Genomic DNA, 23,868 nt, shown 5'->3' with positions numbered 1-23,868 from the left:
GCTGCGGACCGGAGGTTGGAAGACGATGGAAAAGATCCCGATGACGGCGGCCGGCTATACGGCGCTTGAGACCGAGCTGAAGCACTGCCAGCAGGTGGAGCGCCCGCGCATCATCCAGCAGATCACGGAAGCGCGCGGCCATGGCGACCTTTCGGAAAATGCCGAATATCACGCCGCCAAAGAGGCACAGTCGCATAACGAAGGCCGCATCGCCGAGCTTGAAGACAAGATGGCGCGCGCCGAAGTGATCGACGTTTCGAAACTGTCAGGCGACACCGTCAAGTTCGGCGCCACCGTGACACTGGTGGACGAAGATACCGAAAAGAAGCAGGTGTGGCAGATCGTCGGCGAGCCTGAAGCGGACGCCAAATCCGGCCGCATCTCGATCTCCTCGCCGCTGGCCCGCGCATTGCTTGGCAAGAAGAAGGGCGCGAATGTGGAGGTGGTTACACCCGGTGGCGCCAAAGCCTATGAAGTGCTGAAGGTGGAGTGGCGCTGAGCGGCGTCTTCCCGAACGCGGATATATTCATATCGATGCAATCGATCGCCGGGCACTCGTCCGGCGATTTCTTTTTTGGTTCGACGATTTTTTTGATCCAGTGGCTTTTTTTCAAATACGCACACGCAAACCGTGCGCGTGGCAAACCGACGCAGCCAGTTTTGAATACCTCTATTCTGTTCAACGTGAATTTGAACGTGCATAAGACGAAAACCGGATGACAACACGTCGCAGAACATGGAATGCGGGTTGATCGCTTCTCCTACGTTCACACGGGAATTCTCATGGCTTTGAAAGACGTCTGCACCGCCTGGACACCACGCATGCTGAGTGTTCTGCGCATCATGTCCGCCCTGCTTTTCATGCAGCATGGTACAGCGAAATTCCTCAGCATTCCGCCCATGGAGCAATTCGCCAAGCTGCAACCCTATGGCCTGAGCTGGACGGCCGGCCTGTTTGAACTGATCGGCGGCGCCTTGCTCGTGATCGGCCTGTTCACACGGCCGGTGGCTTTCGTTCTCTCGGGACTGATGGCTTTCGCCTACTTCATTGCGCATGCGCCGCGCGGCTTCTATCCGATCGTCAATGGCGGCGAGCTGGCGGTGCTGTATTGCTTCGTCTTCCTCTATCTCGCATTCGCAGGCGGCGGCGCCTGGAGCGTCGACGCGGCGCGTAACAAACAATAGTCCCACGACGACCGGCGGCCTCCCGGATGAGGCCGCCGGACCGCGCCCAGAGCCCTTCCGGCTTTGATGGAATCAAAGCCGGCTCCAGTTTTGTTTTGACGCGTTTTCTTCACGCGAACCGTACCCACTTCGCTCGAAAACGCTTTATCTGATCATCGTGTTGGGGATGAACAGCACGATCTGAGGGAACAGGACCAGCAGCAGAATACAGACACCCATCGCCAGCCAGAACGGCAAGATGCCCTTGAAGATCTCGCCGATCGGGACGTCGGGAACGAGCCCCTTGACCACGAACACGTTGATGCCGACCGGCGGACTGATCAGACCCATTTCCAGCACGATCACCATAATCACGCCAAACCAGATCAGGTCGAAACCGAGTGCATCGATAATCGGAATCACGATCGCGAGCGTGAGCACGAGGATCGAGAAGCCCTCGAGAAACATTCCGAGCATCATATAGATCAGGATCAGCGCGAACAGGATGAGATAGCGTGGCAGCTCCATTGCGACCAGCGCGGTCGCAATCTGCTCCGGCAGGCCACTCAAGGCGAGAAACGGCCCGAACACGAACGCCCCGATCAGGATCAGAAACACGAACGCCGTCGTCTTCACCGTTTCGATCAGGATGATCGACAGCGAGTCCCAGTTGATCGTCCTCCGCCACAGGGCGAGCGCGAAGGACAGAAATGCGCCCACCGCAGCCGCCTCGCTCGGGGTGAAAGCTCCCACATAAATGCCGCCGATGCTGATCGCGACAATCGCAATCATGGGGCCAGACTGGATCAACGTGCGCATCCGCTCCTCGCGGCTTGCACGCTCGCCCGGCGGTCCTATGTCGGTCTTCAGATAAGTCCAGATCGCGATGGTCAGGATGAACAGAAGCGACAACAATAGGCCGGGCAGAAAGCCCGCGAGGAGCAGGCGTCCGATCGATTGCTCGGTAAGGATCGCATAGATGACGAACGCGGTGCTGGGCGGAATGAGGATGCCGAGTGTGCCGCCCGCCGCAACCGTGCCGGTCGCGAGCGCGTCCGAATATTTGTAGCGCTTCATTTCCGGCAGGCAGACCCGCCCCATGGTCACGGCGGACGCGATGCTCGACCCTGACACGGCGGCAAAGCCCGCACAGGCCGCAATGGTTGCGGATGCAAGCCCGCCCCGCAGATGCCCAAGCCAAGCATAGGCCGCGGCGTAAAGGTCGCGGCTCATGCCCGACACCGCGGCGCAATTACCCATCAGGACGAACAGCGGGATCACCGCCAGATCATAGACGGTGGAATAGGAATAGGGTGCGTTGCCGAGCGACGACAACGCCGCCGGCAACCCGTTCAGCCAGGCAAAACCTGTGATGCCGACCAGCAGCATCGCAATGCCAATCGGCATGCGCAGAGCCAGAAGGATCAGCATCACGACAATGCCGATGATGCCGATGGTTTCGCTGTCGAGCGTCATGGATGGTGCGTGCCGTGTTCATGCCTGCGCCGCAAGGCTTGCCAGCCCTGGACCAGCAGGACGAGGGCAAACAGAAGCGAGCAGACCGCGACCGCAAGCCGGAACGGGTAATGCGGCATGCGCAGCATATTGCTGGTCTGATGGAGCGTTGCGGCCGTTTCCAGCATCACCCGCCATGCGATCAGCGCGAACAACGCCGCACCTATAAAGGCGATCACCGAGGGCAACAATCGCAAAGCGGGACGGTCGAGATATTTCTCGAACAGATCGACCGAGATATGCGCCCCCGCCCAGCCTGTATAGGGCAAGGCCAGAAACACGATGAGAGACATCGCAAACTCGGTGACCTCGACCGAGCCGCTGAACGGCCGGTTGAATGCGTAACGCATCAACACATCGGCGACGGTATAGACCATCACGAACAGCAGGATGAAGCCGCTCGCAAGCGCGAGGGCGCGGAACGCGCGCTCAAATGACTGCATCGATTGCCGCCCCGATCGGCCGTTGAGTCCTGCGACTTATACCGTCATACCGTAGACACCGAGCAGGCCCTTGGCCGGAATTCCCGCCTTCTCAGCTTCCGCGGTCTTGCTCGCAATCAGCGGCTTGAATGCATCCAGCCAGCGCTTGTGCTCGGCGTCCGACAGCATGATCAGTTCGCGATCCTTCTTGATCTGTTCGACCGCCATGCGGCCGCGCGCCTCATAAGTCTCTGTCCCTTTCAGGCTGAGGCCAAGACCTGTGGTGTTGTCGATCGTCTTTTTCTCGTCGGCACCAAGCTTGTCGTAGCGGGCCTGATTCATCGCCACCAGGAACGGCGAGCGGCCGAGCGGCGCATTGAGCGTGAAATAGCGCGCTACCTCGATCAGCTTGAAATCGATCGCGCCGGACACCGGGATCATCGTGGCGTCCACCACGCCGCGGTCGAGTGCATTGTAGATCTGGTTCGCCGGCATATCGATCGGCACGGCGCCGAGCGCTTCAAGCTGGGCCGATTGCGCGGCCGACGGCGTGCGGATCTTCATGCCCTTCATGTCGTCCAGCGTGCGGATCGGCTTCGACTTGCTCATCAACGCGGCCTCGTCGTTGTTCCAGAGCATCAGCACCTTCGCGCCCTTGAACTCGGGAGCCAGATATTTTTCGAGGGCGGCCCAGAGATTGCGGGTGCCTTTTTCTCCGGTCGCCGACAGGCCGGGCAATTCCGTCAGCGCCATCCGCGGGAAATCGTTCGACGTATATCCCGGCAATGTGAAGCACATGTCGGAGACGCCCTGGATCATCTGGCGGTAGAGCTCCGGCGGCTTGCCGCCGAGCTGCATCGAGGGGAACAGCTTGATCTTCAGCTTGCCGCCGCTCTGTTTCTCGACCTCAGGAAACCAGGCGGTGAACACCTGGTGCGGAATCGGATGCGACGGCGGCACGAAAGTCGCGAGCTTCAATTCGTCCTGCGCGAAGGCCGGAAGCGAGAGGGTGCTTGCGGCTGCGAATGCCGAGCTGCCGGCAAGAAAAGTGCGTCGAGTCGATTGCATATGCGATTCCTCCCAAGGAACGGATTTCGCTGTCGACGAGCCGTCCGATTTTCCGGATCTGCTCTCGGCTGCAGCACTTTGGCTTTGATTTAGAGTCTGCTTGTTGTGCGGTGCCCTCGTCTCCTGACGTGTAGAAGCGATGTTATCGACCGTCCAAGGCAGGTCAATTGCCTGCGGATGTCAAAGCGCCGCAGGCAACCTTTCCATCGGCACGCTCGGCGCGTCTTTCGAGACGCGCAGCGTCAGCGACGTCTTGACGTTGCGCACATGCGGCGCGCCGGTGAGTTCATTGACGAAGGCCTGAAAGGTCTTCAGGTCCGGCGCCACGCATTTGAGGATGAAGTCGACCTCGCCCGAGAGCATCCAGCATTCGCGCACCAGGGGCTGCGCCCGCACGAAGGCCTCGAACGCGGTAAGGTCCGCATCGGCCTGGCTCGACAGGTGCACCAGCGCAAAAATGGTGATCTCGTAGCCGAGCCGCTTTTCGTCCAGCAGTGCCCGGTAGCCGCGGATATAGCCCGCATCCTCCAGCGCCCGCACCCGGCGCAGACAGGGCGGCGCCGAAATTCCGACCCGCCGGGCCAGCTCCACATTGGTGATGCGGCCATCCTCCTGCAATTCGGCCAGGATTTTCCGGTCGATGGCGTCAAGTCGGGCCAGCATGCCGCGTCGGTCCTCAGTTATTGAAATTCGCAGGGACCCTAGAGATATACCTGCCGAGCACGAAATAAAATTACGCGGACGACCTTTTTTAGGCACTTCTGGTACTATTCCGGTGGCCCGTGCGAGTCGGCCGCTTTGCAAAACTTGCATAGCTGCGTCAAATGCCTAAATTCGCACCGCACAAGACCGGGATCGCTGATTGTGTCTGACCCGGCTGCAACCCTTCCAAGCCGGGAAGTCCAGATGAGCCAAACCACCCACGCCAAGGTCGTCATCATCGGGTCCGGCCCCGCCGGCTACACGGCCTCAATTTATGCCGCCCGCGCGATGCTGGAGCCGATCCTGATCCAGGGCTATCAGCCGGGCGGACAGCTGACGATCACCACGGACGTTGAGAATTATCCGGGCTTCGCCGATGTGATCCAGGGCCCCTGGCTCATGGAGCAGATGCAGAAGCAGGCCGAGCATGTCGGCACCCGCATCGTCACCGATCACGTTAACAATCTCGATACCTCCAGCCGGCCCTTCCGCCTGACCTGCGATTCCGGCGATGTTTATTTCGCCGATGCGGTGATCCTCTGCACCGGCGCGCAGGCGCGCTGGTTGGGCCTGCCATTCGAGGAACAATTCAAAGGCTATGGCGTCTCAGCCTGTGCCACCTGCGATGGCTTCTTCTATCGCGGTAAAGAAGTGATCGTCGTCGGCGGCGGCAATACCGCCGTTGAAGAGGCGCTGTTCCTGACCAATTTTGCCAGCAAGGTGACGCTCGTGCACCGCCGCGACAACCTGCGCGCCGAACGCATCCTGCAGGAGCGCCTGTTCAAGAATCCGAAGATCGAAGTGCTGTGGGACACGGTGGTGGACGATCTCATCGGGTCCGAAGCACCGTCAAAAGTGACGGCAGCCAAACTGCGCAACATCAAGACCGGCGCTGTCAGCGAACGAAATGTCGATGGCGTATTCATCGCCATCGGGCACACGCCTGCCACCGAACTGGTGCAGGGCAAAGTCGAGATGAAGCCGTCGGGCTACGTGGCGACAAAGCCGCATTCGACCGCGACGTCGGTGCCCGGCCTGTTCGCCGCCGGCGACGTCACCGACGATATCTACCGGCAGGCGGTCACCGCTGCCGGACAAGGATGCATGGCCGCGCTCGAGGCCGAACGATTCCTGGCCGCGCACGAGCAATTGCTTACGGCGGCGGAATAAGGGCGGTGAGATTTTGCTCCAGCAACGATCACGTTTCTCAATGACCTCGATGGATTGGGACAAGCTGAAGGTCTTCCATGCAGCAGCGGAAGCCGGCAGCTTCACGCATGCCGGAGAGCAGCTCGGCCTTTCGCAATCGGCCGTCTCGCGCCAGGTCAGCGCGCTCGAACAGGCACTCAACGTGTCGCTGTTCCACCGCCATGCCCGCGGGCTGATCCTGACAGAGCAAGGCGAACTGCTCTATCGGACCGCGCATGAAGTCTTCATGAAGCTGGAATCGGCCAGAGCGAAGCTGACCGACAGCCGCGAGAGGCCCAATGGCGATCTCAAGGTGACGACAACAGTCGGCCTTGGCACGCATTGGCTGACACCGAAGATCGGCGAATTCCTCGATCTTTATCCCGATATCCGCATGTCGCTGATCATGACGGACGAAGAACTCGATCTCGCAATGCGCGAGGCCGACGTCGCAATACGATTGCGCATTCCGACGCAGCCGGATTTGATCCAGCGCAAACTGTTCTCGGTGCATTTCCATGTCTATGCATCGCCGGACTATCTGAAGCGGTTTGGAACGCCTTCAAAGATCGACGATCTCGACAATCATCGCATTCTGATGCTGGGCGGTGGAAACATCCCAACCTTCCTGCAGAATCGCGCATGGCCGCTCGAAGTGGGCCGCGAGGGCAAAGCGCCGCGCACACCCATCCTCGTCGTGAATAACATCATCTCGTTACTGCGCGCATGTCAGCAGGGTTTGGGTATCGCACTACTGCCAGATTATCTCATTGAAGAAAAAGGCGGACTTGTGCAGTTACTCGGCGAAACAGATCCAATCACGCTTGACGCCTATTTCGTTTATCCGGAAGAACTTAAGTCCGTTGCGCGCGTGCAGGTGTTCCGTGACTTTTTGGTGTCGAAGGCGCAGCGCTGGACGTTCTGATCGCGCAAATGACCTGATTGTGTTTGCCTATCGCGCACAGGCTTGCGGATCGCGCATGGCAGCTTCACGAGCTTAGACGTTGTCGCTGCGGCGTTGCAGACCGATACTCTTACATATGCTGGATGCGAGCGGTTTTCGAATCCTCCCAGATCGCGACCAACCGCAGACAGTGATTCCCCTCTGGAAGGTGAATGCCGACATCCCGCGTCGGCATGAACTCAACCGGGCCGCTCCCCTCGCGGCCCGGTTTTTTCTTGCGCTTATGTGACGATCAATCGCTTCGTTCGTTCAAACGCAAGCGCCGACGACACAGCTTTGAATCAAACCTTCTAGATTCACACCTGCGCGGAATGAACTCACGCATATAATCGTTCGTTCTCGAGGCCCTTGTAGAGATCGGCGACATATTCGCCATAGCCGTTGAACAGCAGCGTCGGAACGCGCTTGCCGCCGGCGCCGATCACCTCCTCGGTCGCCTGGCTCCAGCGCGGATGATCGACCTTCGGATTCACATTGGCCCAGAAGCCGTATTCACGTGCCTGCAGCGATTCCCAGTAGGACTTCGGCCGTTTGTCGGTGAAGGTAAAATGCGTGATCGATTTCACCGACTTGAAGCCGTATTTCCAGGGCACCGCGAGACGCAGCGGCGCACCCATCTGCTTGGGCGCCGGCTTGCCGTAAACACCGGTGACGAGGAAGGCGAGATCGTTATTCGCCTCTTCGATCGTCAGACCTTCGGTGTAAGGCCATGGATACCAGGTCTGCCGCTGGCCAGGCGCCATCGACGGATCCTTGAAGGTTTGCATCTGCAGGTATTTCGCCGATGACAGCGGCTTCGCCATTTCGACCAGCCTGGCGAGCGGGAAACCGGTCCACGGAATGGTCATACTCCAGGCTTCGACGCAACGCAGGCGATAGATGCGCTCCTCGAGCGGCATCTTGCGAATGAGATCGTCGATGCCGACTTCGAACGGCTTCTCCACCATGCCATCGATCTTGACGGTCCAGGGCCGCGTCTTCAACACCTGCGCGCGCTGCGAGATGGCCTTGTCGCCGCCGAACTCATAAAAATTGTTGTAGGTGGTCGCGATCTTCTCGTCGGTTTGCGGACGATCGATCGGGTATGTCGTGTTGGCCTTGGCCGGGTAGAGATCGGCGGTCGGGTCCGGCAGATCGGCAATACGCTGCGCGGAGGCGAGTTGCGGCGACATCACCGGGATGCTGGCGGCGATACCGGCCGCGCCGGTCAGGAACGCCCGCCGGTTGAAGAAGAGATGCTCAGGCGTGACCTGGCTTTCCGGAATTTCCCAGCCGCGGCGGCGGATCACATTCATTGTAGGTATCCTTGCATCGCAAATTTCCGTGGTTGCTCCCGAGATACGCAAGGCGGCCGCGCTCCGCAAATCACGGATCCGGGAAACGAAATTGACATCCGCTCGATGTAACAAACACCGCTCCGCATCCGAATAGTCTTGAGCGCGCCGTGTTTGTTTGCGTTTCGAAAAGGAACCGGCGCCAAACGCGGCTGCATCTGGCGCCGGATTTCATCCATTCGGCGGCAACGAGACGATTTATTCCGCCGCCCGCCGCGAGGCGACAATCTGGTCCGCCGTGCGGCCAGTAAGTTCGGCCATGTGGTCAAACTGGAAGGTGAAGGTGCCGACGCCGGCGGTCGCCGATCGCACCTCGACAATCAGATCGCCGATCTCCGATTCCGGCAATTGCGCGCGCACGCTGTCCCAGCCCGACCAGCCCTCGCGGGTATCGAAGCCGAGGATCTGGCCGCGCCGTCCGGACAGGATGGCGTTGATCTTCGCCGTCGCATCGTTGGGGCAAACGATCTCCACCAGATGGATCGGCTCCAGCAGCACCGGATGGCAGTGTGGCAACGCCTCGACAATGCCGATGCGGCCCGCCGTGCGGAATGCCTGATCCGATGAATCGACGGTATGGTACGAGCCGTCGATCAGGGTGACCGCTATATCGACCACTGGAAAACCGAGCGGCCCTTGCTTCAGGCCGTCGAGCACACCCTCCTCCACCGACGGAATATAGTTGCGCGGCACGACACCGCCGGTGATCGTTTCAGCGAACGTAAAGCCCTCACCGCGCCCCAGTGGCTTGATATCGAGCACCACGTCGCCGAACTGCCCATGACCGCCCGATTGCTTGCGGTGGCGGCCGCGCTGCTGGATCGTTTTCTTAATCGTTTCGCGATAGCCGACCTGCGGCTGCCGCTTTTCGATGGCGATGCCGAAGCGATCCGTCAGCCGCTCGGCGATCACACGCAGATGCATTTCGCCCTGCCCCCACAGGATGACCTCATGGGTATCAGGATTGTGCACGATGGTGATCGATGGATCTTCCTCGACCAGCTTGTTGAGCGCCTGGCCGAGTTTCACGTCGTCCTTGCGCTCCTTGGCTGCGATGGAGATCGCCAACACCGGCGGATAGGCCGTGACTTCGGTCAATCGCTTCGGCAACTCCCTGCCCGATGCCAGCGTGTCGCCGGTTTTGGCATTGTCGAGCTTGCCGAGCGCCACCGTTTCGCCGGCAGATGCCGCCCCGCGTTTTTCGAAGGCCTGCCCCATCATCTTGTACACGCCAGAGACGCGGCCGGCGTCGCGATCCTGTGAATTCATCACGGTGCCGTCGCCAATGGAACCAGCAAGCACGCGCGTAACCGACATCTTGCCGCCATGGGCGGTATTGATGGTCTTCAAAACATATCCGACGGCGTCGTTGCCGTTGGCTTTGACGCCAAGACGCTGCGCCGTCGTTTCGACATTCGGCGCCTCATGCCGCAAAGCTTTCAGCAAGCGCAGCACGCCGTTGGTGCGCGTGGCGACGCCGATCAGCACCGGACAGACTTGTCCCTCGCGCAGCTCCTTCGCGAGATCATCGAAGATCTTGTCGCGCGGCGGCGGGATATCCTCCAGCAATTGTTCCATCAATTCGTCGTCGTGATCGGCGAGCGTCTCCAGCATGGTGAAGCGTGCGGTCCTTTCGCGCTCCAGATCGTCACCCGACAATTCGACCACCTGAGAAGCCGTGTATTCCTTGTAGACATGGGCGCGTTCAAGCGCGAGATCGACAAAACCGGTGACGATGCCATTGCGCCAGATCGGAATTTGTCGAAGCAGCAACGGCACGCGTGAGGCCGGCTGCAGCATCTGCAGCGTTTCGCGCAGGCGCTTGTCGGCCTTGTCGATCTTGTTGAGAAACACGAAACGGGGAATGTTCAGATCCTCGAGCTCGCGCAGCACGAGTTGCAATTGCGGGATTTTCTTCTCATCCGCCTCACACACCACGACCGCGGCATCGACCGCCGGCAATACGGCGCGCATGTCGTGCAAGAATTCAATCGAACCGGGGCAATCGATAAAGGTATAATTCTCATCCATGAAAGAAGTAGTCGCGACCGACAATTCCACGCTCATGCGGTGATCGCGCGCTTCCTTGGAATTGTCGCCGACACTCGTGCCGGCATCAACGCTGCCCTGGCGCTGGATCGCGCCGGTGCGCGCAAGAATGGCTTCGAGAAGTGTGGTCTTTCCACTCTGGAAGGGGCCCACCAATGCAATGCACCGGGGACCCGTTGGCCTATTGCCATTGGCTCTTGTGCCGTTCGCATTCGCTTCCGTCATCGACGCCTCCCTTATGTGAGCGAGCGCCTGACGAGAAAGGGCCGGAGAACTTCCGGCCGCAATCAGACGCCGGAAGGCCTATGCTCTGCCTGCTTTACGGTGAAGGCAAGAGGGTTCGTGGTCGGCACAAATTTAAGGATCGATCCGCGTGTTTCTGCCGCGTTCCCGCCGCTTTGCCCGCTCATGATTTCGCGATGACGAGCTGGTATTCGGAATGTACGAGCCGGTATTGCCCCGCAATACCGGCCAGGAACGCGTCGACGCCCAGCTTGGGGCGCTCCTGTTCGGTATCCATCAGATCCCAGTTGTAATCGTCGAAAATCACGATGCCGCCCGGCGCGACCAGCGGCCAGATCAAGGCCGCATCGGCATAGACATCGGCCGCGAAGTGACTGCCGTCGATGTAGACGATGTCGAATTGCCGAGCCTCGATGGCAAGCCGCGGCACGACGGTTCCCGACGCACCCTTGATCTTCTCGACACGGCCGCCGAACGGCGCCACCACGTTGCGGTCGAAGCGACCTTCAGTGGCTGGCACCTGATTAGCAAAATACTCGTCCAGCTGATGTTCGGCATTGCCGCCGAACGGATCAATGCAGACGACATGCGCTTTCGGCAGATAATTCAAGAAGAACAAAGCCGAACGGCCCTCCCACGAGCCGATTTCGAGCACACGCACGGCCCGGTTGCGATGCTCGTGCAGGATATTCGCCCAGATCGGAATGTTGGCCGTCGTCCAGTCGCAGGAAAAATCCTTCCCGTCGTACCAGCGGGCAATCGTCTCATGATCCGGAATCAGGGCAGTATTCGACATCAGCGACCTCATGGTTTCACGACACGATATCGCTAATACGCTGTTGTCCGCTCGGTTCCCGTCGTCGCATTGCAAGGGAAAAATGCCGCACCGCCAGCCCGGAACTAAGCGGTACTCGGCTGGTGTTGTCCGGCCATGCAACAGGCGACGGAGAAAAGCGGCGACGGTCCAACCGCGTTGCGTCAGCGCGACCTCCGGCTTGATTTCTTCCGCGGCCTGGCGCTGTGGCTGATCTTCGTCGATCACATTCCAGGCAACATCGTCGGCCGGGTCACGGTCCGCAATTACGGCTTCAGCGATGCCGCCGAAATTTTTATTTTTATTTCCGGCTATTCGGCCGCCATCGCCTATGCCCGCGCCATGTCCGGTCAGGGCTTTCTCATTGCGTCGGCGCGTATCCTGAAGCGGGTCTGGCAACTCTATGTCGCCTTCGTCCTTCTGCTTGCGGCGTTCTTCGCGCAGATCGCCTATGTGGCAAGGACGTTCGAGAACCCGCTTTTCGCTGAGGAAATGAACATCGTCGATCTGCTGAAGCAGCCTGATGTGACGCTGCCGCGCGCGCTGACGCTGCAATTCAATCCGGCGAACATGGACATTCTGCCGGTCTATATCGTCCTGCTGCTGACGTTTCCGTTCGCGCTGTGGCTATTGCTGCGCGCACCAGTACTGGCGCTAGGACTATCGCTGGCTCTGTATATCGCGGCCGGGCATTTCGAATGGCACTTTCACCGCCTATCCGCAAGGCTATTGGGTGATCAACCCGCTGCATTGGCAGTTGCTGTTCGTCTTCGGCGCATGGTGCGCGCTGGGCGGGGCGCAAAAGCTGTCTCCCGTCCTGAAATCGCCGATCACGATTGTGCTGGCGATCGCCTATCTTGTCTTCGCGTTCCTGATCGTGCGCTCGTGGTACTACCCGACGCTCAGTGAATTCAAGCCGGGATGGCTGCACGACTTCCTCTATCCGATCGACAAGACCAATCTCGATCCGCTGCGCTTCATCCATTTCGCGGCTTACGCCGTGCTCGCCGCATGGCTTGTGCCGAAAACCTGGAGCGCGCTGCATTCGCCGTGGCTGAAGCCCGCTATCCTGTGCGGTCAGCATTCGCTGGAAATTTTCTGCCTCGGCGTCTTCCTGTCCTCTGCGGCCCATTTCATCATCACCGAGACTTCGGGCGGCTGGCCGACGCAAATCACAATCAGCCTGGCCGGCGTCGCGATCATGGTCGCGGTCGCCGCCTGGCTCGATTTCTTCAAGAATTTCAATCGGAAATACGGCTTCGATGGCCGTGTGGCCGATGCCGATATTGCCGGTGGTTATGCCTGACGGGACTTTACTGACCGCGCAGGCTTTTCGTCCGTCCAGGCTCACGCTCGACGCTGAGGCCGAAATACGGCCGCAGCCAGATGCCAAGCCAGCTTCCGGCGAAGGCCGCCGCCAGCCAGACCCAACCGTGCAGGCTGGACGAGGCGATGCCGCTGAAATACGCGCCGATATTGCAGCCATAGGCGAGGCGCGCGCCATAGCCGAGCAGCAGGCCACCGATGACCGCCGCAAGAAGCGACAGCGGCGCCACCCGCCAGCCGGGGCTGAACTTGCCGGCGAGACCGGCCGCCAGCAGCGCGCCCAGGATGATGCCGAAATCCATCACCGACGTAATGTCGGCAAAAATGCTCTCCTGCAGCATCTTCGCATTGGCCGGCACTTTCCAGTAAGGCCAGGAGGCGACATCGAGACCGCCGAGCGCCGCGATCTTCGACCCCCACAACGCAAAGGCCGAGGTGATGCCCCACGGGCGGCCGGCGAGATACAGCGTTGCGAAATTTCCGATCGCCAGCGCAATCGCACCCGCAACCAGCGGCCAAGGTCCCTGCAGAAAGCGGCGCCAGCCGCGATGCTCCGGCGAGACGCCGGATTTCAGTGTGCCGTGACGCCAACGCTCAATGAAAACGGTCGATGATGCGATCGCCGCGAACAGCAGAAGGCTCAGCGACAGCGCAAGCGGCCATCCCATCGTATGAACGAGCGAGACCGGACCGACATTCGGCTGCGCCGACCACCACGGCAGATCGTGCGCGCCCCAGACGGAGCCGACGATAAAAAAGGTGAGCACCACCAGCATGCGCGTATTGCCGCCGCCAGCGGTGTAGAGCGTGCCGGAGGCGCAGCCGCCGCCCAATTGCATGCCGATGCCAAACAGGAATGCGCCGACGATAACGGACACGCCAACGGCTCCATAGAGACCGCGAACCGTTTCACCGAACAGCGATCCTTGTTCGAGCACAGGCAAGAACAGCACCGAGGCGACCGCAAGCATCACCATCTGCGCGCGCAGACCTGCGCCGCGTCCGTCGGCGATGAAGACACGCCATGCCGACGTGAAGCCGAACAACGCGTGATAAAGGATGAGGCCGAGCCCTCCGCCTAAGACAAAGAGCGCTCCTTGCCGCCAGCCATAGGCCTGCGCCAGCGCGATCGAACCTGCCGCCAATATGACGAGGGCAAAGGTAACAACGCGCGAATTGATAGACGTTTCTGTCCGCCTGTCGCTGTCGAGCAGGCGGGCATCTACGGAAAGATCGGTCATGATCGGTCTCGTTCGGGGATTACGGATCTCAGGAATTGAGATAAGGTCCGCACGCGAACGACACCATTGCAAAGGGTTGGTGTGCCCTATGCATTGTTTTGGGAAAAAAGGATGGGCATCCTCTCGATCGCGCCATCCAAAGAAGATTTTTTCAGCGCGATTGCTTGAGAGAGAAACGCTAGAATCGCGGAATATCCGGGAACGCGACCTTGCCCGCGCGCACATGCATGCGACCAAGTTCGGCGCAGCGATGGAGCGTTGGAAACACCTTGCCGGGATTGAGCAGGCCCTGCGCGTCGAAGGCGCATTTCAACCGCTGCTGCTGGTTGAGATCGATCTCTGAAAACATCTCCGGCATCAGGTCGCGCTTTTCAACGCCGACGCCGTGTTCGCCGGTCAGCACGCCCCCCACTTCCACGCACAGGCGAAGAATATCCGAGCCGAAGGCTTCCGCTTTATCGAGCTCGCCCGGCACATTGGCGTCATAGAGAATGAGCGGGTGCAGATTGCCGTCGCCGGCATGGAAAACATTGGCCACCTGCAGTCCGTATTTTTCGCTCATCTCGCGCATGCGCGAGAGGACAAGCGGTAACGCCGCCCGCGGGATCGTGCCGTCCATGCAGTAATAGTCCGGCGAGATACGGCCGACCGCTGGAAATGCTGCCTTGCGCCCGGCCCAGAACAACAACCGCTCATCCTCGTTCTGCGACACGCGGCATGTGCTGGCCTTGCACTCCCTGGCAATGGCTTCGACGCGATCGATTAGATGATCGACCTCGGCCTTGCCGCCATCGAGCTCGACGATCAACAACGCCTCGACATCGAGCGGATAACCGGCATGGGCGAATTCCTCGACCGCATGGATCGCCGGACGGTCCATCATCTCCATGCCGCCCGGAATGATACCAGCGCCGATGATGCGGCCGACACAAGCGCCGGCATCCTCTGAGGTCGGAAAGCCGATCAACACCGCCCGCGCCGTCTCCGGCTTCTTCAGGATACGCACGGTGATTTCGGTGACGACACCGAGCAATCCCTCTGAGCCGGTGATGACGCCGAGCAGATCATAGCCGCCGGAATCCAGATGCCGCCCGCCGATGCGAACAATCTCTCCCGTCATCAGCACCATTTCAAGACCGAGCACGTTGTTGGTGGTCATGCCGTATTTCAGGCAATGCACGCCGCCGGAATTCTCAGCGATATTGCCGCCGATGGTACAGGCGATCTGCGATGAGGGGTCTGGCGCATAATAGAAACCGCGATGCGCTACCGCATTGGAGATGCCAAGATTGGTGACACCCGGCTCGACCACCGCCACGCGGTTTTCGAAATCGATTTCGCGAATGCGGCTGAATTTCGAGAGGCCGAGCAGAACGCCATCACCCAGTGGCAATGCACCGCCCGACAGCGACGTGCCGGCGCCGCGCGGCACCACTTTGATGTTATGCTCATGACAATAGCGCAACACGTCCGAGACTTGCTGCGTGGTCGAGGGCAGCACCACGACCATCGGCAATTGCCTGTAAGCGGTGAGGCCGTCGGATTCGAACGGACGCATCTCGCGTTCGCCGTCGATCACCCCCTCGCCCGGCACGATCCTCCGCAACGCCGCGACGATCTCTTCGCGGTGCGTCATCAGCGCTTCGTCGATGGGCGGCATTTTCACGGACATCTCAATTTCCTATCAACCGGGACACTAGCCGGCTTGACACGTCCACCCAAGACATCTGCAATTGCTCAGATCGATTGATATGCATCAACAGTCCCGCGCGCCTGAAATCACATAACCTCAGTGCTACATTCAATATAGCACACAAAGCCTTCGGAGGGCGTTCATGATCAAGGATATCGTCGTCAATCTGGCCTTGGGGGCTGAAACCGATCCGGCCTGCCGTTACGCGATCTCGCTGGCCGAAGCCTACAACGCCCACATCACAGGTGTCGCCTTCGCCTACGAGCCGCCATGGCCCCCGTCCATCATGGAGGGCGCGGTTATCGACGTCTATCGAACCGCAAAAGACGACCAGCAGAAGAAGGCGAAAGAGGCGGTTGCCCGTTTCGAGCGATCAACGAAACAGTCGCAGCTCTCGGCGCAGCCGCTCGTGATCGAGGCGTCGCTGCTGGCGGCAACGGACGCCTTCGCGGCTCTCGGCCGGACAAGCGATCTCGTTGTGGTCGGCCAGGCCGAGCCCGATGGCAGCGCCGCCGCGCAGGACATGGTCGAAGCCGCTCTGTTCGCGTCGGGGCGTCCGACACTGATCGTCCCCTATATTCAGAAAAGCGGCTTCTCGGTCGACGATGTCCTGTGCTGCTGGGACGGCAGCCGTGCGGCCGCGCGCGCCATTGGTGACAGTTTACCGCTTCTTAAAAAGGCGAAGAGCGTGAAGGTTCTGACTGTGGTGACCGGCAAATTCGATGAGAAGGACGTCAGTGGCGCCGACGTCGCCACTCATCTGGCGCGCCATGGCATCAACACGGAGGTCGTCCGTATCCCAGCCGCCGATATCGATGTCGCCAATGCGATTCTCTCACATGCCGCCGATACCGATGCCAGCATGATCGTCATGGGCGGCTTCGGACATTCCAGGCTGCGGGAATTCGTGCTGGGCGGCGCCACGCGCGGCTTGCTGCAGTCGATGACCATCCCGACCCTGATGTCACACTGATCGCAAAAAAAGGAACCCGTTCACTCTCATTGCGTTGCCTTGCACCTTGCGCGTGGCTATGCCGCTGGCATCATTTGCACGGCGAGGCGAATATGCAATGAGGGTGAATGTCCTTTTCGTTTGGCATTGAAGAAGAATATTTTCTGGTCGACAGTGAAACCTTCGCGGTGATGCGCAGGATGCCTGAAGGCTTTTTCCAGGCCGCCAAGCTGGCCCTGGAAGACAAGGTCGTCGGCGAATTCCTGCAGTCTCAGATCGAAGTCGTCACCGCGCCGCATACCGACATTACTGCAGCGCGAGACGAACTGCGTTTTTTGCGTTCGACGCTCGGCGAGATCGCCGCCCAGCATGGCCTTAGCATTCTCGCCTCGGGCACCCATCCGACCGCAGTGTGGGAGCGATCGCGACAATCGGCAGGCGAGCGTTACGACAACGTCATGGACGACCTGCAGATGATCGGCCGCCGCAATATGCTGTGCGGCATGCATGTCCATGTTGAACTGCCGGACCCCGACCAGCGCATCGATATTATGACGCGGATGCTGCCGCATTTACCCCTGTTCATCGCCTTGTCGGCCTCATCGCCCTTTTGGCGTTCGCAGCCGACCGGACTGAAGGGTTATCGCCTTGCTGCCTATGATGAGCTGCCGCGCACGGGCATCCCGGAGCTGTTCAAGACCAAGGCCGATTTCGACTCATATATCGAAGCGCTGGTGAAAGCCGGCATCATCCCGGATTCGAGCTATATCTGGTGGGCGATACGGCCGTCGTTCAACCATCCGACGCTGGAATTGCGGGCACCGGATGCCTGTACGCGTCTCGCAGATACGATCGCTATCGCCGCACTTTATCGCGCGCTGGCACGGCGGCTCTATTACAATCCTTGGCAGAACTGGGGCATGAGCCCGATTTCGCGCGCCATCATCGTCGAGAACAAGTGGCGGGCGCAACGCTATGGCGTCAACGGCACCTTCGCCCGGATCGATGGGGATGGTTCTATCAGCGTCGCCGAGATGCTCGAGCACACCATCGAAGAGGTGCGGCGCGATGCGCAGACGCTGGGCTGCCTCGAGGAAGTGCTGCATTGCCGTCGCATCATCGAGCATGGCACGTCGGCCGACCGGCAGATCGCGATCTACGATAGCTGTGCCGAAGAACCCGAGAAGGCCTTGCAGGCCGTGACCGAATGGCTCGCCGATACCACGCTGCAGTGACGCAGCAGTCCGGTGCTAGTTCTTCAGCCGGTATCCGGTCCGGAAAATCCACCACACCGTGACGAGACACGCGGCGAGGAAAAACAGCGTCATGCCGATGCTGACGCCGATGCCGACATCCGAAGCCTGGAAGAAGCTCCAGCGAAAGCCGCTGATGAGATAGACGACGGGGTTGAACAGGCTGACGACCTGCCAGAATTTCGGCAGCACATCGATCGAATAGAAGCTGCCGCCAAGGAACGTCAGCGGCGTGATGACGAGCAGCGGCACCACCTGCAGCTTTTCGAACCCGTCGGCCCAGATGCCGATGATGAAGCCGAGCAGACTGAATGTGACGGCCGTGAGGATCAGGAAGGCGATCATCCAGAATGGATGGGCGATATGCAGCGGCACAAAGAAGCCGGCGGTGATCAGGACGATGACACCAAGGATGATCGATTTGGTCGCAGCCGCGCCGACATAGCCAATGACGATCTCCAGGAACGAGACCGGCGCCGACAGGATCTCGTAGATCGTGCCGACGAAGCGCGGGAAATAGATGCCGAAGGATGCGTTCATGACGCTTTGCGTCAGGATCAGCATCATGACGAGGCCCGGCACGATGAAGGCGCCATAGGGGACGCCATCGATCTCCTGGATGCGTGAGCCAATGGCGGCGCCGAATACCACGAAATAAAGCGAGGTCGAGATCACCGGCGAGACGATGCTTTGCAGCAGCGTGCGGCCCGTGCGTGCCATTTCAAACCGGTAGATGGCCCAGATCGCTCGCCAGTTCATTTCCGCCCCACGAGACCGACGAAGATATCCTCCAGCGACGACTGCGTGGTCTGCAGATCGCTGAAGCGAATATTCGCGGCATTCAGATCGGACAAGAGCGCGGTGATGCCGGTGCGCTCGCCCTTCGTGTCATAACCATAAACGAGTTCATTGCCGCCATCGGCCAAAGACAGATTGTGCGGCGCCAGCTCGGGCGGGATCGCGGCCAATGGCTTCTGCAGCAGGATGGTGAGCTGCTTCTTGCCGAGCTTGCGCATCAGTTCAGCTTTTTCCTCGACCAGCATGATCTCGCCGTTGGAGATCACGCCGATACGGTCCGCCATGTCTTCGGCTTCCTCGATATAATGCGTCGTCAGGATGATGGTGACGCCGGACGCGCGCAGCTCGCGCACCACCTGCCACATGTCCTTGCGCAATTCGACATCGACGCCCGCGGTCGGTTCATCCAGGAACAGGATGCGCGGTTCATGCGAAAGCGCCTTGGCGATCATCACACGCCGCTTCATGCCGCCGGACAGCGTCATGATCTTGGAGTCTTTCTTCTCCCAGAGTGAAAGCTGTTTCAGGATCTTTTCGATGTGAGCTGGATTTCGCGGCTTGCCGAATAGCCCGCGGCTGAAATTGACCGTGGCCCACACCGTCTCGAAAGAATCGGTCGTCAATTCCTGCGGCACGAGCCCAATTTCGGAGCGCGCGGCGCGATAATCGTCGACGATGTCATGCCCATCGACCGTCACCTTGCCGGTCGATGGATTGACGATGCCGCAGATGATGCCAATCAGCGTCGTCTTGCCGGCCCCGTTCGGCCCCAGCAGCGCGAAGATCTCGCCGCGGCGGATATCCAGGTTGATGGTCTTCAACGCCTGGAAGCCGGTGGCGTAGGTCTTTGAGAGATTTTGGATGGAAATGACGGAGGACATGATGATGCGATCGGAGGCGGGGCGCCTGCATTAGCAAAGACTAGGGGTCGGCATCTAGTCATCCCATGCCATGATGCCATAGGAGAATGGATAAATTTACCCCGAAACGGCCGAAACCCGCGCCTGGTGTGACGCTAAAACAACGCTGCCATGTCCCGGGCGCCCTGCAATTTGGATTCACGGTCCATCACAGCGTCGGTCGCAGCCAGCAGTTTTTCGACCACGTTGTTGCGGATCGCCACCGGATTGCGCTCATAGCCGCGCTGCTGGAAGAAGTTCGACGTCGGCACCTGCGGGCGCATCGCCTGCGGCATCGAGATCATATCGAAGCCGTTGCCATCACCGGTCAGATTCATCATTTCGAGTTCTGCCGCCGTCAAGGTCCGGGCAAGGCCCTTGATGCGTGCGAACAGGACGGAATCGAGCAGCTTCTGGGTCTGCAGCAGCGGCCCGATATCGATATCGAGATTGAGCGCATGCAGGCCGAGCCCCTTCGGCGTGCGGCCAAGCTTCACATGCTCGCTCCAGCGCGACGGCACCGTGTGGCTGTAAGCCACCATGCGTTTCAGCACCTCGGTCTTGGCGTCCAGTGTCCTTTTGCGGTCGCCGGAAGCGGACACCGCCTTGGCATGCATCGTCTTGATCAGGCGATCGCCCTTCTCGGCCAGGATGCTGATGGTGTTGGCGGTGAGAAGCTGGTTGTAGCCAAGTGCGGTCGAGATCGCGCGTGCGCCTGGCCTCACCGATTCCAGTCCGGCCTGCACGTCGTATTTGCCGTTGCCGCCGGATTCGAAACTGTAAACGCGGACCGCCTGATCGCGGGTGATGCCGGCCGCCGATGCAACGCGCGCATAAGCGCGCTTGAAATCCATTTCGCTTTCAGGCTTTTCCGGCACGAAACCGAAATGCTCTTTGGCGTTTCGCAGAAAGTCCGCCACCACGGGGATTTCGGCACGCTCGGGCCGTTCGCCGGGCTTGGAAGGATCGGCCGGGCGCGACGGTCCTGAATAGAGCGGCGGCTGTTCGAGCACGTAATCCGACAGCGCAATCGCGTGGCCAGCGCGGCGCTTGGCGATGCGGCCCTTTCGCTTTTCCCCGACTTGCTCCCAGTAGGGCCCGGCCACCGCTTCGAACTTCGCGCGGGTGGCCTCATAGTCCTTCAGCTTGCGCCGGTATTCCGCCATCGCCTGATCGAGCGATGGCGCCCGCACCTTGGGCCGTGCGGCGTTGTCATCCTGCGCAACTGCGCTGCCGAAGACAAAGATCGTTGCAGCGATGGAAAAGCCGAGAAACAGATGCCGCATGCAACGATGATCCCGCTATCCGTAGAGCTTCGCATTCTGCTCCCGCAACACGTTCTTCTGCACCTTGCCCATGGTGTTGCGCGGCAGATCATCGACAAACAACACGCGCTTGGGCAGCTTGAATTTGGCGAGCTTGCCTTCAAGCGCAGAGATGATGGCTTTCTCGTCCGCGCTCGCACCTTTCTGCAACACGACAACGGCTGTTACGCCTTCGCCGAAATCCGGATGCGGGCAGCCGACGACAGCCGATTCGACCACGCCCGGCAAGGCGTCGATCTCGGTCTCGACTTCCTTCGGATAGACGTTGAAGCCGCCGGTAATGATGAGATCCTTGGCGCGGCCGACAATGTGGACATAGCCACGCTCGTCGATCTTGCCGACGTCGCCAGTGATGAAGAAGCCATCGGGCCGAAATTCCGCCTTGGTCTTTTCCGGCATGCGCCAATAGCCCAGAAAGACGTTCGGGCCCTTCACCTCGATGACGCCGATGTCACCCTGTTTCAGCACCGCGCCGCTCTCCGGATCGGCGATGCGCACGCCCACCCCCGGCAGCGGGAAACCGACGGTGCCGGCAATACGGTCACCGTCATACGGATTGGACGTGTTCATGTTGGTCTCGGTCATGCCGTAGCGCTCGAGAATGGCATGACCGGTCTTGGCGCGGAATTCGTCGTGCGTTTCGGCCAGCAGCGGCGCCGAACCTGATGTGAACAGCCGCATATGCGCGCAGGCTGCCTTGGTCAGCCCGGGATGCTTGAGCAGCCGCGTGTAGAAGGTCGGCACACCCATCATCGACGTCGCCTGCGGCAGATAACGCATCACCTCATCGGCATCGAATTTTGGCAGGAAGATCATCGCGCCGCCGGCCATCATCACCGTGTTGCTGGCCACGAACAGGCCATGCGTATGATAGATCGGCAAGGCGTGCAGCAGCACGTCCTTGTCGGTGAAGCGCCAATACTCGCGCAGCGTCTCTGCATTCGACGACAGATTGCGATGCGTCAGCATCGCGCCCTTCGAGCGGCCGGTCGTCCCGGATGTGTAGAGAATGGCGGCGAGATCGTCATCCTCGCGCGGCACATCGGCGAAATCCTTCGGCGCCTTGTCGGCGGCCTCGATCAGGCTGCCCTGCCCTTTTGCGTCGATTGTCTCGACCGATGCCACGCCGCGGTTTTTGGCAATCTCGGCCAGTCCTTCGCGTTTGGCTGGATCGCAGATGACCAGTTTCGGCTCGGCATCGCCGATGAAGTAATCGAGTTCGGCCAGCGTATAGGCGGTGTTGAGCGGCAGATAGACCGCACCGGCGCGCAGCACCGCGAGATAGGTGATGAAATTCTCGACCGTTTTTTCGACCTGCGCGGCGACACGGTCGCCGGGCTCGACGCCATCCAGCACCAGCACATTGGCGATCTGACCGGAGCGATCGAGCATGTCGGCATAGGACATGGTCGAGCCATCGGCCTTGATGATGAAGGTACGCGCAGGATCGGTGATACGGCTGCGGATCAGCTCAAACAGATTCATGATGCGATACAGACTTTTTGGTTCAGGCTTTGTTGGCTAGGGGAACGACGTCGCCGGTCGGGCCGGGGCGTGCCATTTTTCGAATGGCGTTCGCTGTGACCACGACGCGGTTTTCGGCAAAGGCTTCGTGGTTCTTCTCGATATCGTCGAGGTCGTAGAGGTAATTCACCATGACGCCATAGGCTTGCTTCATGCCGTTTTCGGAACTGTCGGCGAGGAAGTGCATCTTCTCCAGCCGCGCACCATTGCCGAGATGGAAACGCGCCACCGGATCGATCGGCAAGCCACGCGGGCTCTTGGCATAAAGGAAATACCAGGCCGCAGCCCGCATCAGCGGCTCCTCGACCGGTTCCCGGGTTTCCGGTACCTGCCACCACCCCTCGATGTCGAGATTGGCCAAAGCGTCGATATCGTTCTGCGTCAGGGCGCGGGAGGAGCCCGACGTGCGCTCACGATTCAGCCAGGATGCAAAACCTGGCACCGGCGACAGCGTGACGAACGTCTGGAGTTTGGCATTATCCTTCGAGATTTCCTCCACCACCTGCTTGATGAGGAAGTTACCGAAGGACACGCCGGCAAGACCGCGCTGACAATTCGAGATCGAATAGAACACCGCGGTATCGACCTTGTCGGCCTCCAGCGTGTCGCGCTTGGCGGCCAGGATCGGCTCGATCGCCCCCGGTATGTCGTCGGTCAGCGCGACCTCGACGAAGATCAGCGGCTCGTCGTTCAGCGCCGGATGAAAAAAGGCGAAGCAGCAGCGGTCCGACGGATCGATGCGGCGGCGCAGATCGTCCCAGCTGCGGATCTTGTGCACCGCTTCATGCTTGATCAGCTTTTCCAGAATGTTGGCCGGCGTCGACCAGTCGATGCTGCGCAGCACAAGGAAGCCGCGGTTGAACCATGATGAGAACAGATGGACAAAGTCGGCATCCACGACCTTGAAATCGTCGCGATGCGCCATGGCATCCAACAATTGTTCGCGCATGCGAACCAGCGCCGCGGTCCCGCCGGGCGCGAGATTGAGCCGGCGGAACAGCTCCTGCCGGCGCGGCTCTGCCGCGTGGTGAACTTCGGCAGCGGTCGCGTCGTTCGGGTCGGCCTGCCAGGCGGCAATGGCTTTATCCATGCGCTCGCGGTCCGGCCCGAAGCGCTGCGCCAGCGCCTCGAAGAAGGCGACCCGCGGACCGGTCGTCAGGGTCGCATAGCGGTTCAGGATTTCGCGGGCGAGCGCGACACCGGAGGCCTCGCCCCGGCCGGACAGCAGGTCATCGCAGAGCACAACGAAATCGGCCGACCGCGTGACCGAATCCGGCCGGCGCGACAGGGTCCGGTCCAGCAGCTTGCGTCCGCGGTCCGATATCGATTGCAGCATATCGCCAAAAAAGGCGCCATTCATGGACAGGTCGGCTCCAAGGTTTGTGCGGCGATTT

The 23,868-nt window shown here is 60.3% G+C and carries 21 protein-coding genes and 1 pseudogene; 8 read left to right on the top strand and 14 right to left on the bottom strand.

From position 1 onward, the window contains the following. Positions 1-25 precede the first annotated feature (25 nt). Both greA and CAK95_RS13780 read left to right on the top strand, forming a co-directional pair. Positions 26-499 (top strand): transcription elongation factor GreA, encoded by a 474-nt coding sequence (greA, locus tag CAK95_RS13790; RefSeq protein WP_086088432.1) that lies wholly within the window; start codon positions 26-28, stop codon positions 497-499. A gap of 284 nt (positions 500-783) precedes the next feature. After that, positions 784-1,185, top strand: a complete 402-nt coding sequence (locus CAK95_RS13780; RefSeq protein ID WP_086091407.1) for a DoxX family protein — start codon at positions 784-786, stop codon at positions 1,183-1,185. A 144-nt stretch (positions 1,186-1,329) separates the two neighbouring features. Here the strand turns inward: CAK95_RS13780 and CAK95_RS13775 are convergent, their stop codons facing one another. The 4 genes from CAK95_RS13775 to CAK95_RS13760 all read right to left on the bottom strand — a co-directional run bounded on the left by CAK95_RS13775 (position 1,330) and on the right by CAK95_RS13760 (position 4,832). Next, the gene (locus CAK95_RS13775) at positions 1,330-2,640 is read right to left on the bottom strand and encodes a TRAP transporter large permease (protein ID WP_086088430.1); all 1,311 of its coding nucleotides are present in this window, start codon (positions 2,638-2,640) and stop codon (positions 1,330-1,332) included. Then, a complete protein-coding gene (locus CAK95_RS13770) occupies positions 2,637-3,122 on the bottom strand; it encodes a TRAP transporter small permease (protein ID WP_086088429.1) in 486 nt (161 codons plus the stop codon). The genes CAK95_RS13775 and CAK95_RS13770 overlap by 4 nt, the downstream gene beginning before the upstream one ends. Before the next feature lie 36 nt (positions 3,123-3,158). Then, positions 3,159-4,169 carry a TRAP transporter substrate-binding protein gene (locus CAK95_RS13765; protein WP_086088428.1) on the bottom strand — a complete coding sequence of 337 codons (1,011 nt, stop codon included), beginning with the start codon at positions 4,167-4,169 and terminating at the stop codon, positions 3,159-3,161. Between the two features lie 180 nt (positions 4,170-4,349). Beyond that, positions 4,350-4,832: an Lrp/AsnC family transcriptional regulator gene (locus CAK95_RS13760; RefSeq protein WP_086088427.1), complete on the bottom strand. Its 483-nt coding sequence runs from the start codon at positions 4,830-4,832 to the stop codon at positions 4,350-4,352. 243 nt (positions 4,833-5,075) lie between these two features. On the opposite strand from CAK95_RS13760, the gene trxB reads away from it, so the two are divergent. Then, positions 5,076-6,041: a thioredoxin-disulfide reductase gene (gene trxB, locus CAK95_RS13755; protein ID WP_086088426.1), complete on the top strand. Its 966-nt coding sequence runs from the start codon at positions 5,076-5,078 to the stop codon at positions 6,039-6,041. A 49-nt stretch (positions 6,042-6,090) separates the two neighbouring features. Beyond that, on the top strand, positions 6,091-6,984 hold the full coding sequence (locus CAK95_RS13750) for a LysR family transcriptional regulator (RefSeq protein ID WP_086091406.1): 894 nt from the start codon (positions 6,091-6,093) through the stop codon (positions 6,982-6,984). Positions 6,985-7,340: 356 nt separating this feature from the next. Here the strand turns inward: CAK95_RS13750 and msrP are convergent, their stop codons facing one another. The 3 genes from msrP to CAK95_RS30475 all read right to left on the bottom strand — a co-directional run bounded on the left by msrP (position 7,341) and on the right by CAK95_RS30475 (position 11,445). After that, on the bottom strand, positions 7,341-8,318 hold the full coding sequence (gene msrP, locus CAK95_RS13745; RefSeq protein WP_086088425.1) for a protein-methionine-sulfoxide reductase catalytic subunit MsrP: 978 nt from the start codon (positions 8,316-8,318) through the stop codon (positions 7,341-7,343). A gap of 237 nt (positions 8,319-8,555) precedes the next feature. Beyond that, on the bottom strand, positions 8,556-10,631 hold the full coding sequence (locus CAK95_RS13740) for an elongation factor G (RefSeq protein WP_086088424.1): 2,076 nt from the start codon (positions 10,629-10,631) through the stop codon (positions 8,556-8,558). Positions 10,632-10,812: 181 nt separating this feature from the next. Beyond that, entirely contained in the window at positions 10,813-11,445 is a 633-nt protein-coding gene (locus tag CAK95_RS30475; protein ID WP_157699621.1) for a class I SAM-dependent methyltransferase, read from the bottom strand. A 135-nt stretch (positions 11,446-11,580) separates the two neighbouring features. Between CAK95_RS30475 and CAK95_RS30470 the strand changes: the two are divergent. Together CAK95_RS30470 and opgC are read left to right on the top strand one after the other, a co-directional pair. Then, a pseudogene (locus CAK95_RS30470) lies at positions 11,581-12,117 on the top strand (OpgC family protein); the annotation flags it as partial. A gap of 79 nt (positions 12,118-12,196) precedes the next feature. Next, the gene (gene opgC, locus CAK95_RS29985; protein ID WP_245303754.1) at positions 12,197-12,769 is read left to right on the top strand and encodes an OpgC domain-containing protein; all 573 of its coding nucleotides are present in this window, start codon (positions 12,197-12,199) and stop codon (positions 12,767-12,769) included. Positions 12,770-12,776: 7 nt separating this feature from the next. On the opposite strand, the gene CAK95_RS13725 is transcribed toward opgC, so the two are convergent. Both CAK95_RS13725 and CAK95_RS13720 read right to left on the bottom strand, forming a co-directional pair. After that, positions 12,777-14,030: a YeeE/YedE family protein gene (locus tag CAK95_RS13725; protein ID WP_086088422.1), complete on the bottom strand. Its 1,254-nt coding sequence runs from the start codon at positions 14,028-14,030 to the stop codon at positions 12,777-12,779. Positions 14,031-14,208: 178 nt separating this feature from the next. Next, positions 14,209-15,702, bottom strand: coding sequence for an FAD-linked oxidase C-terminal domain-containing protein (locus CAK95_RS13720; protein ID WP_086088421.1), 1,494 nt, complete (start codon positions 15,700-15,702; stop codon positions 14,209-14,211). Between the two features lie 163 nt (positions 15,703-15,865). Between CAK95_RS13720 and CAK95_RS13715 the strand changes: the two genes are divergently transcribed. After that, positions 15,866-16,696, top strand: coding sequence for a universal stress protein (locus CAK95_RS13715; RefSeq protein WP_086088420.1), 831 nt, complete (start codon positions 15,866-15,868; stop codon positions 16,694-16,696). A gap of 107 nt (positions 16,697-16,803) precedes the next feature. Then, complete coding sequence (locus tag CAK95_RS13710; protein ID WP_086088419.1) at positions 16,804-17,910, top strand: carboxylate-amine ligase; 1,107 nt, start codon at positions 16,804-16,806, stop codon at positions 17,908-17,910. 15 nt (positions 17,911-17,925) lie between these two features. On the opposite strand, the gene CAK95_RS13705 is transcribed toward CAK95_RS13710, so the two are convergent. The 5 genes from CAK95_RS13705 to CAK95_RS13685 form a co-directional block, all read right to left on the bottom strand. Next, positions 17,926-18,687 carry an ABC transporter permease gene (locus CAK95_RS13705; RefSeq protein ID WP_086088418.1) on the bottom strand — a complete coding sequence of 254 codons (762 nt, stop codon included), beginning with the start codon at positions 18,685-18,687 and terminating at the stop codon, positions 17,926-17,928. Continuing rightward, positions 18,684-19,607 carry an ABC transporter ATP-binding protein gene (locus tag CAK95_RS13700; RefSeq protein WP_086088417.1) on the bottom strand — a complete coding sequence of 308 codons (924 nt, stop codon included), beginning with the start codon at positions 19,605-19,607 and terminating at the stop codon, positions 18,684-18,686. Before CAK95_RS13700 ends, CAK95_RS13705 begins: the two co-directional genes overlap by 4 nt. Positions 19,608-19,741: 134 nt before the next feature. Further along, a complete protein-coding gene (locus CAK95_RS13695; protein WP_425349688.1) occupies positions 19,742-20,911 on the bottom strand; it encodes a hypothetical protein in 1,170 nt (389 codons plus the stop codon). Positions 20,912-20,926: 15 nt separating this feature from the next. Beyond that, entirely contained in the window at positions 20,927-22,435 is a 1,509-nt protein-coding gene (locus tag CAK95_RS13690; RefSeq protein WP_086088416.1) for a malonate--CoA ligase, read from the bottom strand. Positions 22,436-22,457: 22 nt separating this feature from the next. Continuing rightward, positions 22,458-23,834 (bottom strand): malonyl-CoA decarboxylase, encoded by a 1,377-nt coding sequence (locus tag CAK95_RS13685; RefSeq protein ID WP_086088415.1) that lies wholly within the window; start codon positions 23,832-23,834, stop codon positions 22,458-22,460. Between the last annotated feature and the right edge of the window lie 34 nt (positions 23,835-23,868).

The organism is Pseudorhodoplanes sinuspersici (assembly GCF_002119765.1).
GTDB classification, from domain to species: domain Bacteria; phylum Pseudomonadota; class Alphaproteobacteria; order Rhizobiales; family Xanthobacteraceae; genus Pseudorhodoplanes; species Pseudorhodoplanes sinuspersici.
Note: the sequence above shows the minus strand (reverse complement) of the source record. Positions and strands in the feature narration are given on the sequence as shown.

What these genes read in the sequence shown, in the direction of transcription:
- greA (WP_086088432.1), top strand. Translation starts at nt 26, where the DNA reads ATGGAAAAGATCCCGATGACGGCGGCCGGCTATACGGCGCTTGAGACC.
- CAK95_RS13780 (WP_086091407.1), top strand. Translation starts at nt 784, where the DNA reads ATGGCTTTGAAAGACGTCTGCACCGCCTGGACACCACGCATGCTGAGT.
- CAK95_RS13775 (WP_086088430.1), bottom strand. Translation starts at nt 2,640, where the DNA reads ATGACGCTCGACAGCGAAACCATCGGCATCATCGGCATTGTCGTGATG.
- CAK95_RS13770 (WP_086088429.1), bottom strand. Translation starts at nt 3,122, where the DNA reads ATGCAGTCATTTGAGCGCGCGTTCCGCGCCCTCGCGCTTGCGAGCGGC.
- CAK95_RS13765 (WP_086088428.1), bottom strand. Translation starts at nt 4,169, where the DNA reads ATGCAATCGACTCGACGCACTTTTCTTGCCGGCAGCTCGGCATTCGCA.
- CAK95_RS13760 (WP_086088427.1), bottom strand. Translation starts at nt 4,832, where the DNA reads ATGCTGGCCCGACTTGACGCCATCGACCGGAAAATCCTGGCCGAATTG.
- trxB (WP_086088426.1), top strand. Translation starts at nt 5,076, where the DNA reads ATGAGCCAAACCACCCACGCCAAGGTCGTCATCATCGGGTCCGGCCCC.
- CAK95_RS13750 (WP_086091406.1), top strand. Translation starts at nt 6,091, where the DNA reads ATGGATTGGGACAAGCTGAAGGTCTTCCATGCAGCAGCGGAAGCCGGC.
- msrP (WP_086088425.1), bottom strand. Translation starts at nt 8,318, where the DNA reads ATGAATGTGATCCGCCGCCGCGGCTGGGAAATTCCGGAAAGCCAGGTC.
- CAK95_RS13740 (WP_086088424.1), bottom strand. Translation starts at nt 10,631, where the DNA reads ATGACGGAAGCGAATGCGAACGGCACAAGAGCCAATGGCAATAGGCCA.
- CAK95_RS30475 (WP_157699621.1), bottom strand. Translation starts at nt 11,445, where the DNA reads ATGTCGAATACTGCCCTGATTCCGGATCATGAGACGATTGCCCGCTGG.
- CAK95_RS13725 (WP_086088422.1), bottom strand. Translation starts at nt 14,030, where the DNA reads ATGACCGATCTTTCCGTAGATGCCCGCCTGCTCGACAGCGACAGGCGG.
- CAK95_RS13720 (WP_086088421.1), bottom strand. Translation starts at nt 15,702, where the DNA reads ATGTCCGTGAAAATGCCGCCCATCGACGAAGCGCTGATGACGCACCGC.
- CAK95_RS13715 (WP_086088420.1), top strand. Translation starts at nt 15,866, where the DNA reads ATGATCAAGGATATCGTCGTCAATCTGGCCTTGGGGGCTGAAACCGAT.
- CAK95_RS13710 (WP_086088419.1), top strand. Translation starts at nt 16,804, where the DNA reads ATGTCCTTTTCGTTTGGCATTGAAGAAGAATATTTTCTGGTCGACAGT.
- CAK95_RS13705 (WP_086088418.1), bottom strand. Translation starts at nt 18,687, where the DNA reads ATGAACTGGCGAGCGATCTGGGCCATCTACCGGTTTGAAATGGCACGC.
- CAK95_RS13700 (WP_086088417.1), bottom strand. Translation starts at nt 19,607, where the DNA reads ATGTCCTCCGTCATTTCCATCCAAAATCTCTCAAAGACCTACGCCACC.
- CAK95_RS13695 (WP_425349688.1), bottom strand. Translation starts at nt 20,911, where the DNA reads ATGCGGCATCTGTTTCTCGGCTTTTCCATCGCTGCAACGATCTTTGTC.
- CAK95_RS13690 (WP_086088416.1), bottom strand. Translation starts at nt 22,435, where the DNA reads ATGAATCTGTTTGAGCTGATCCGCAGCCGTATCACCGATCCTGCGCGT.
- CAK95_RS13685 (WP_086088415.1), bottom strand. Translation starts at nt 23,834, where the DNA reads ATGAATGGCGCCTTTTTTGGCGATATGCTGCAATCGATATCGGACCGC.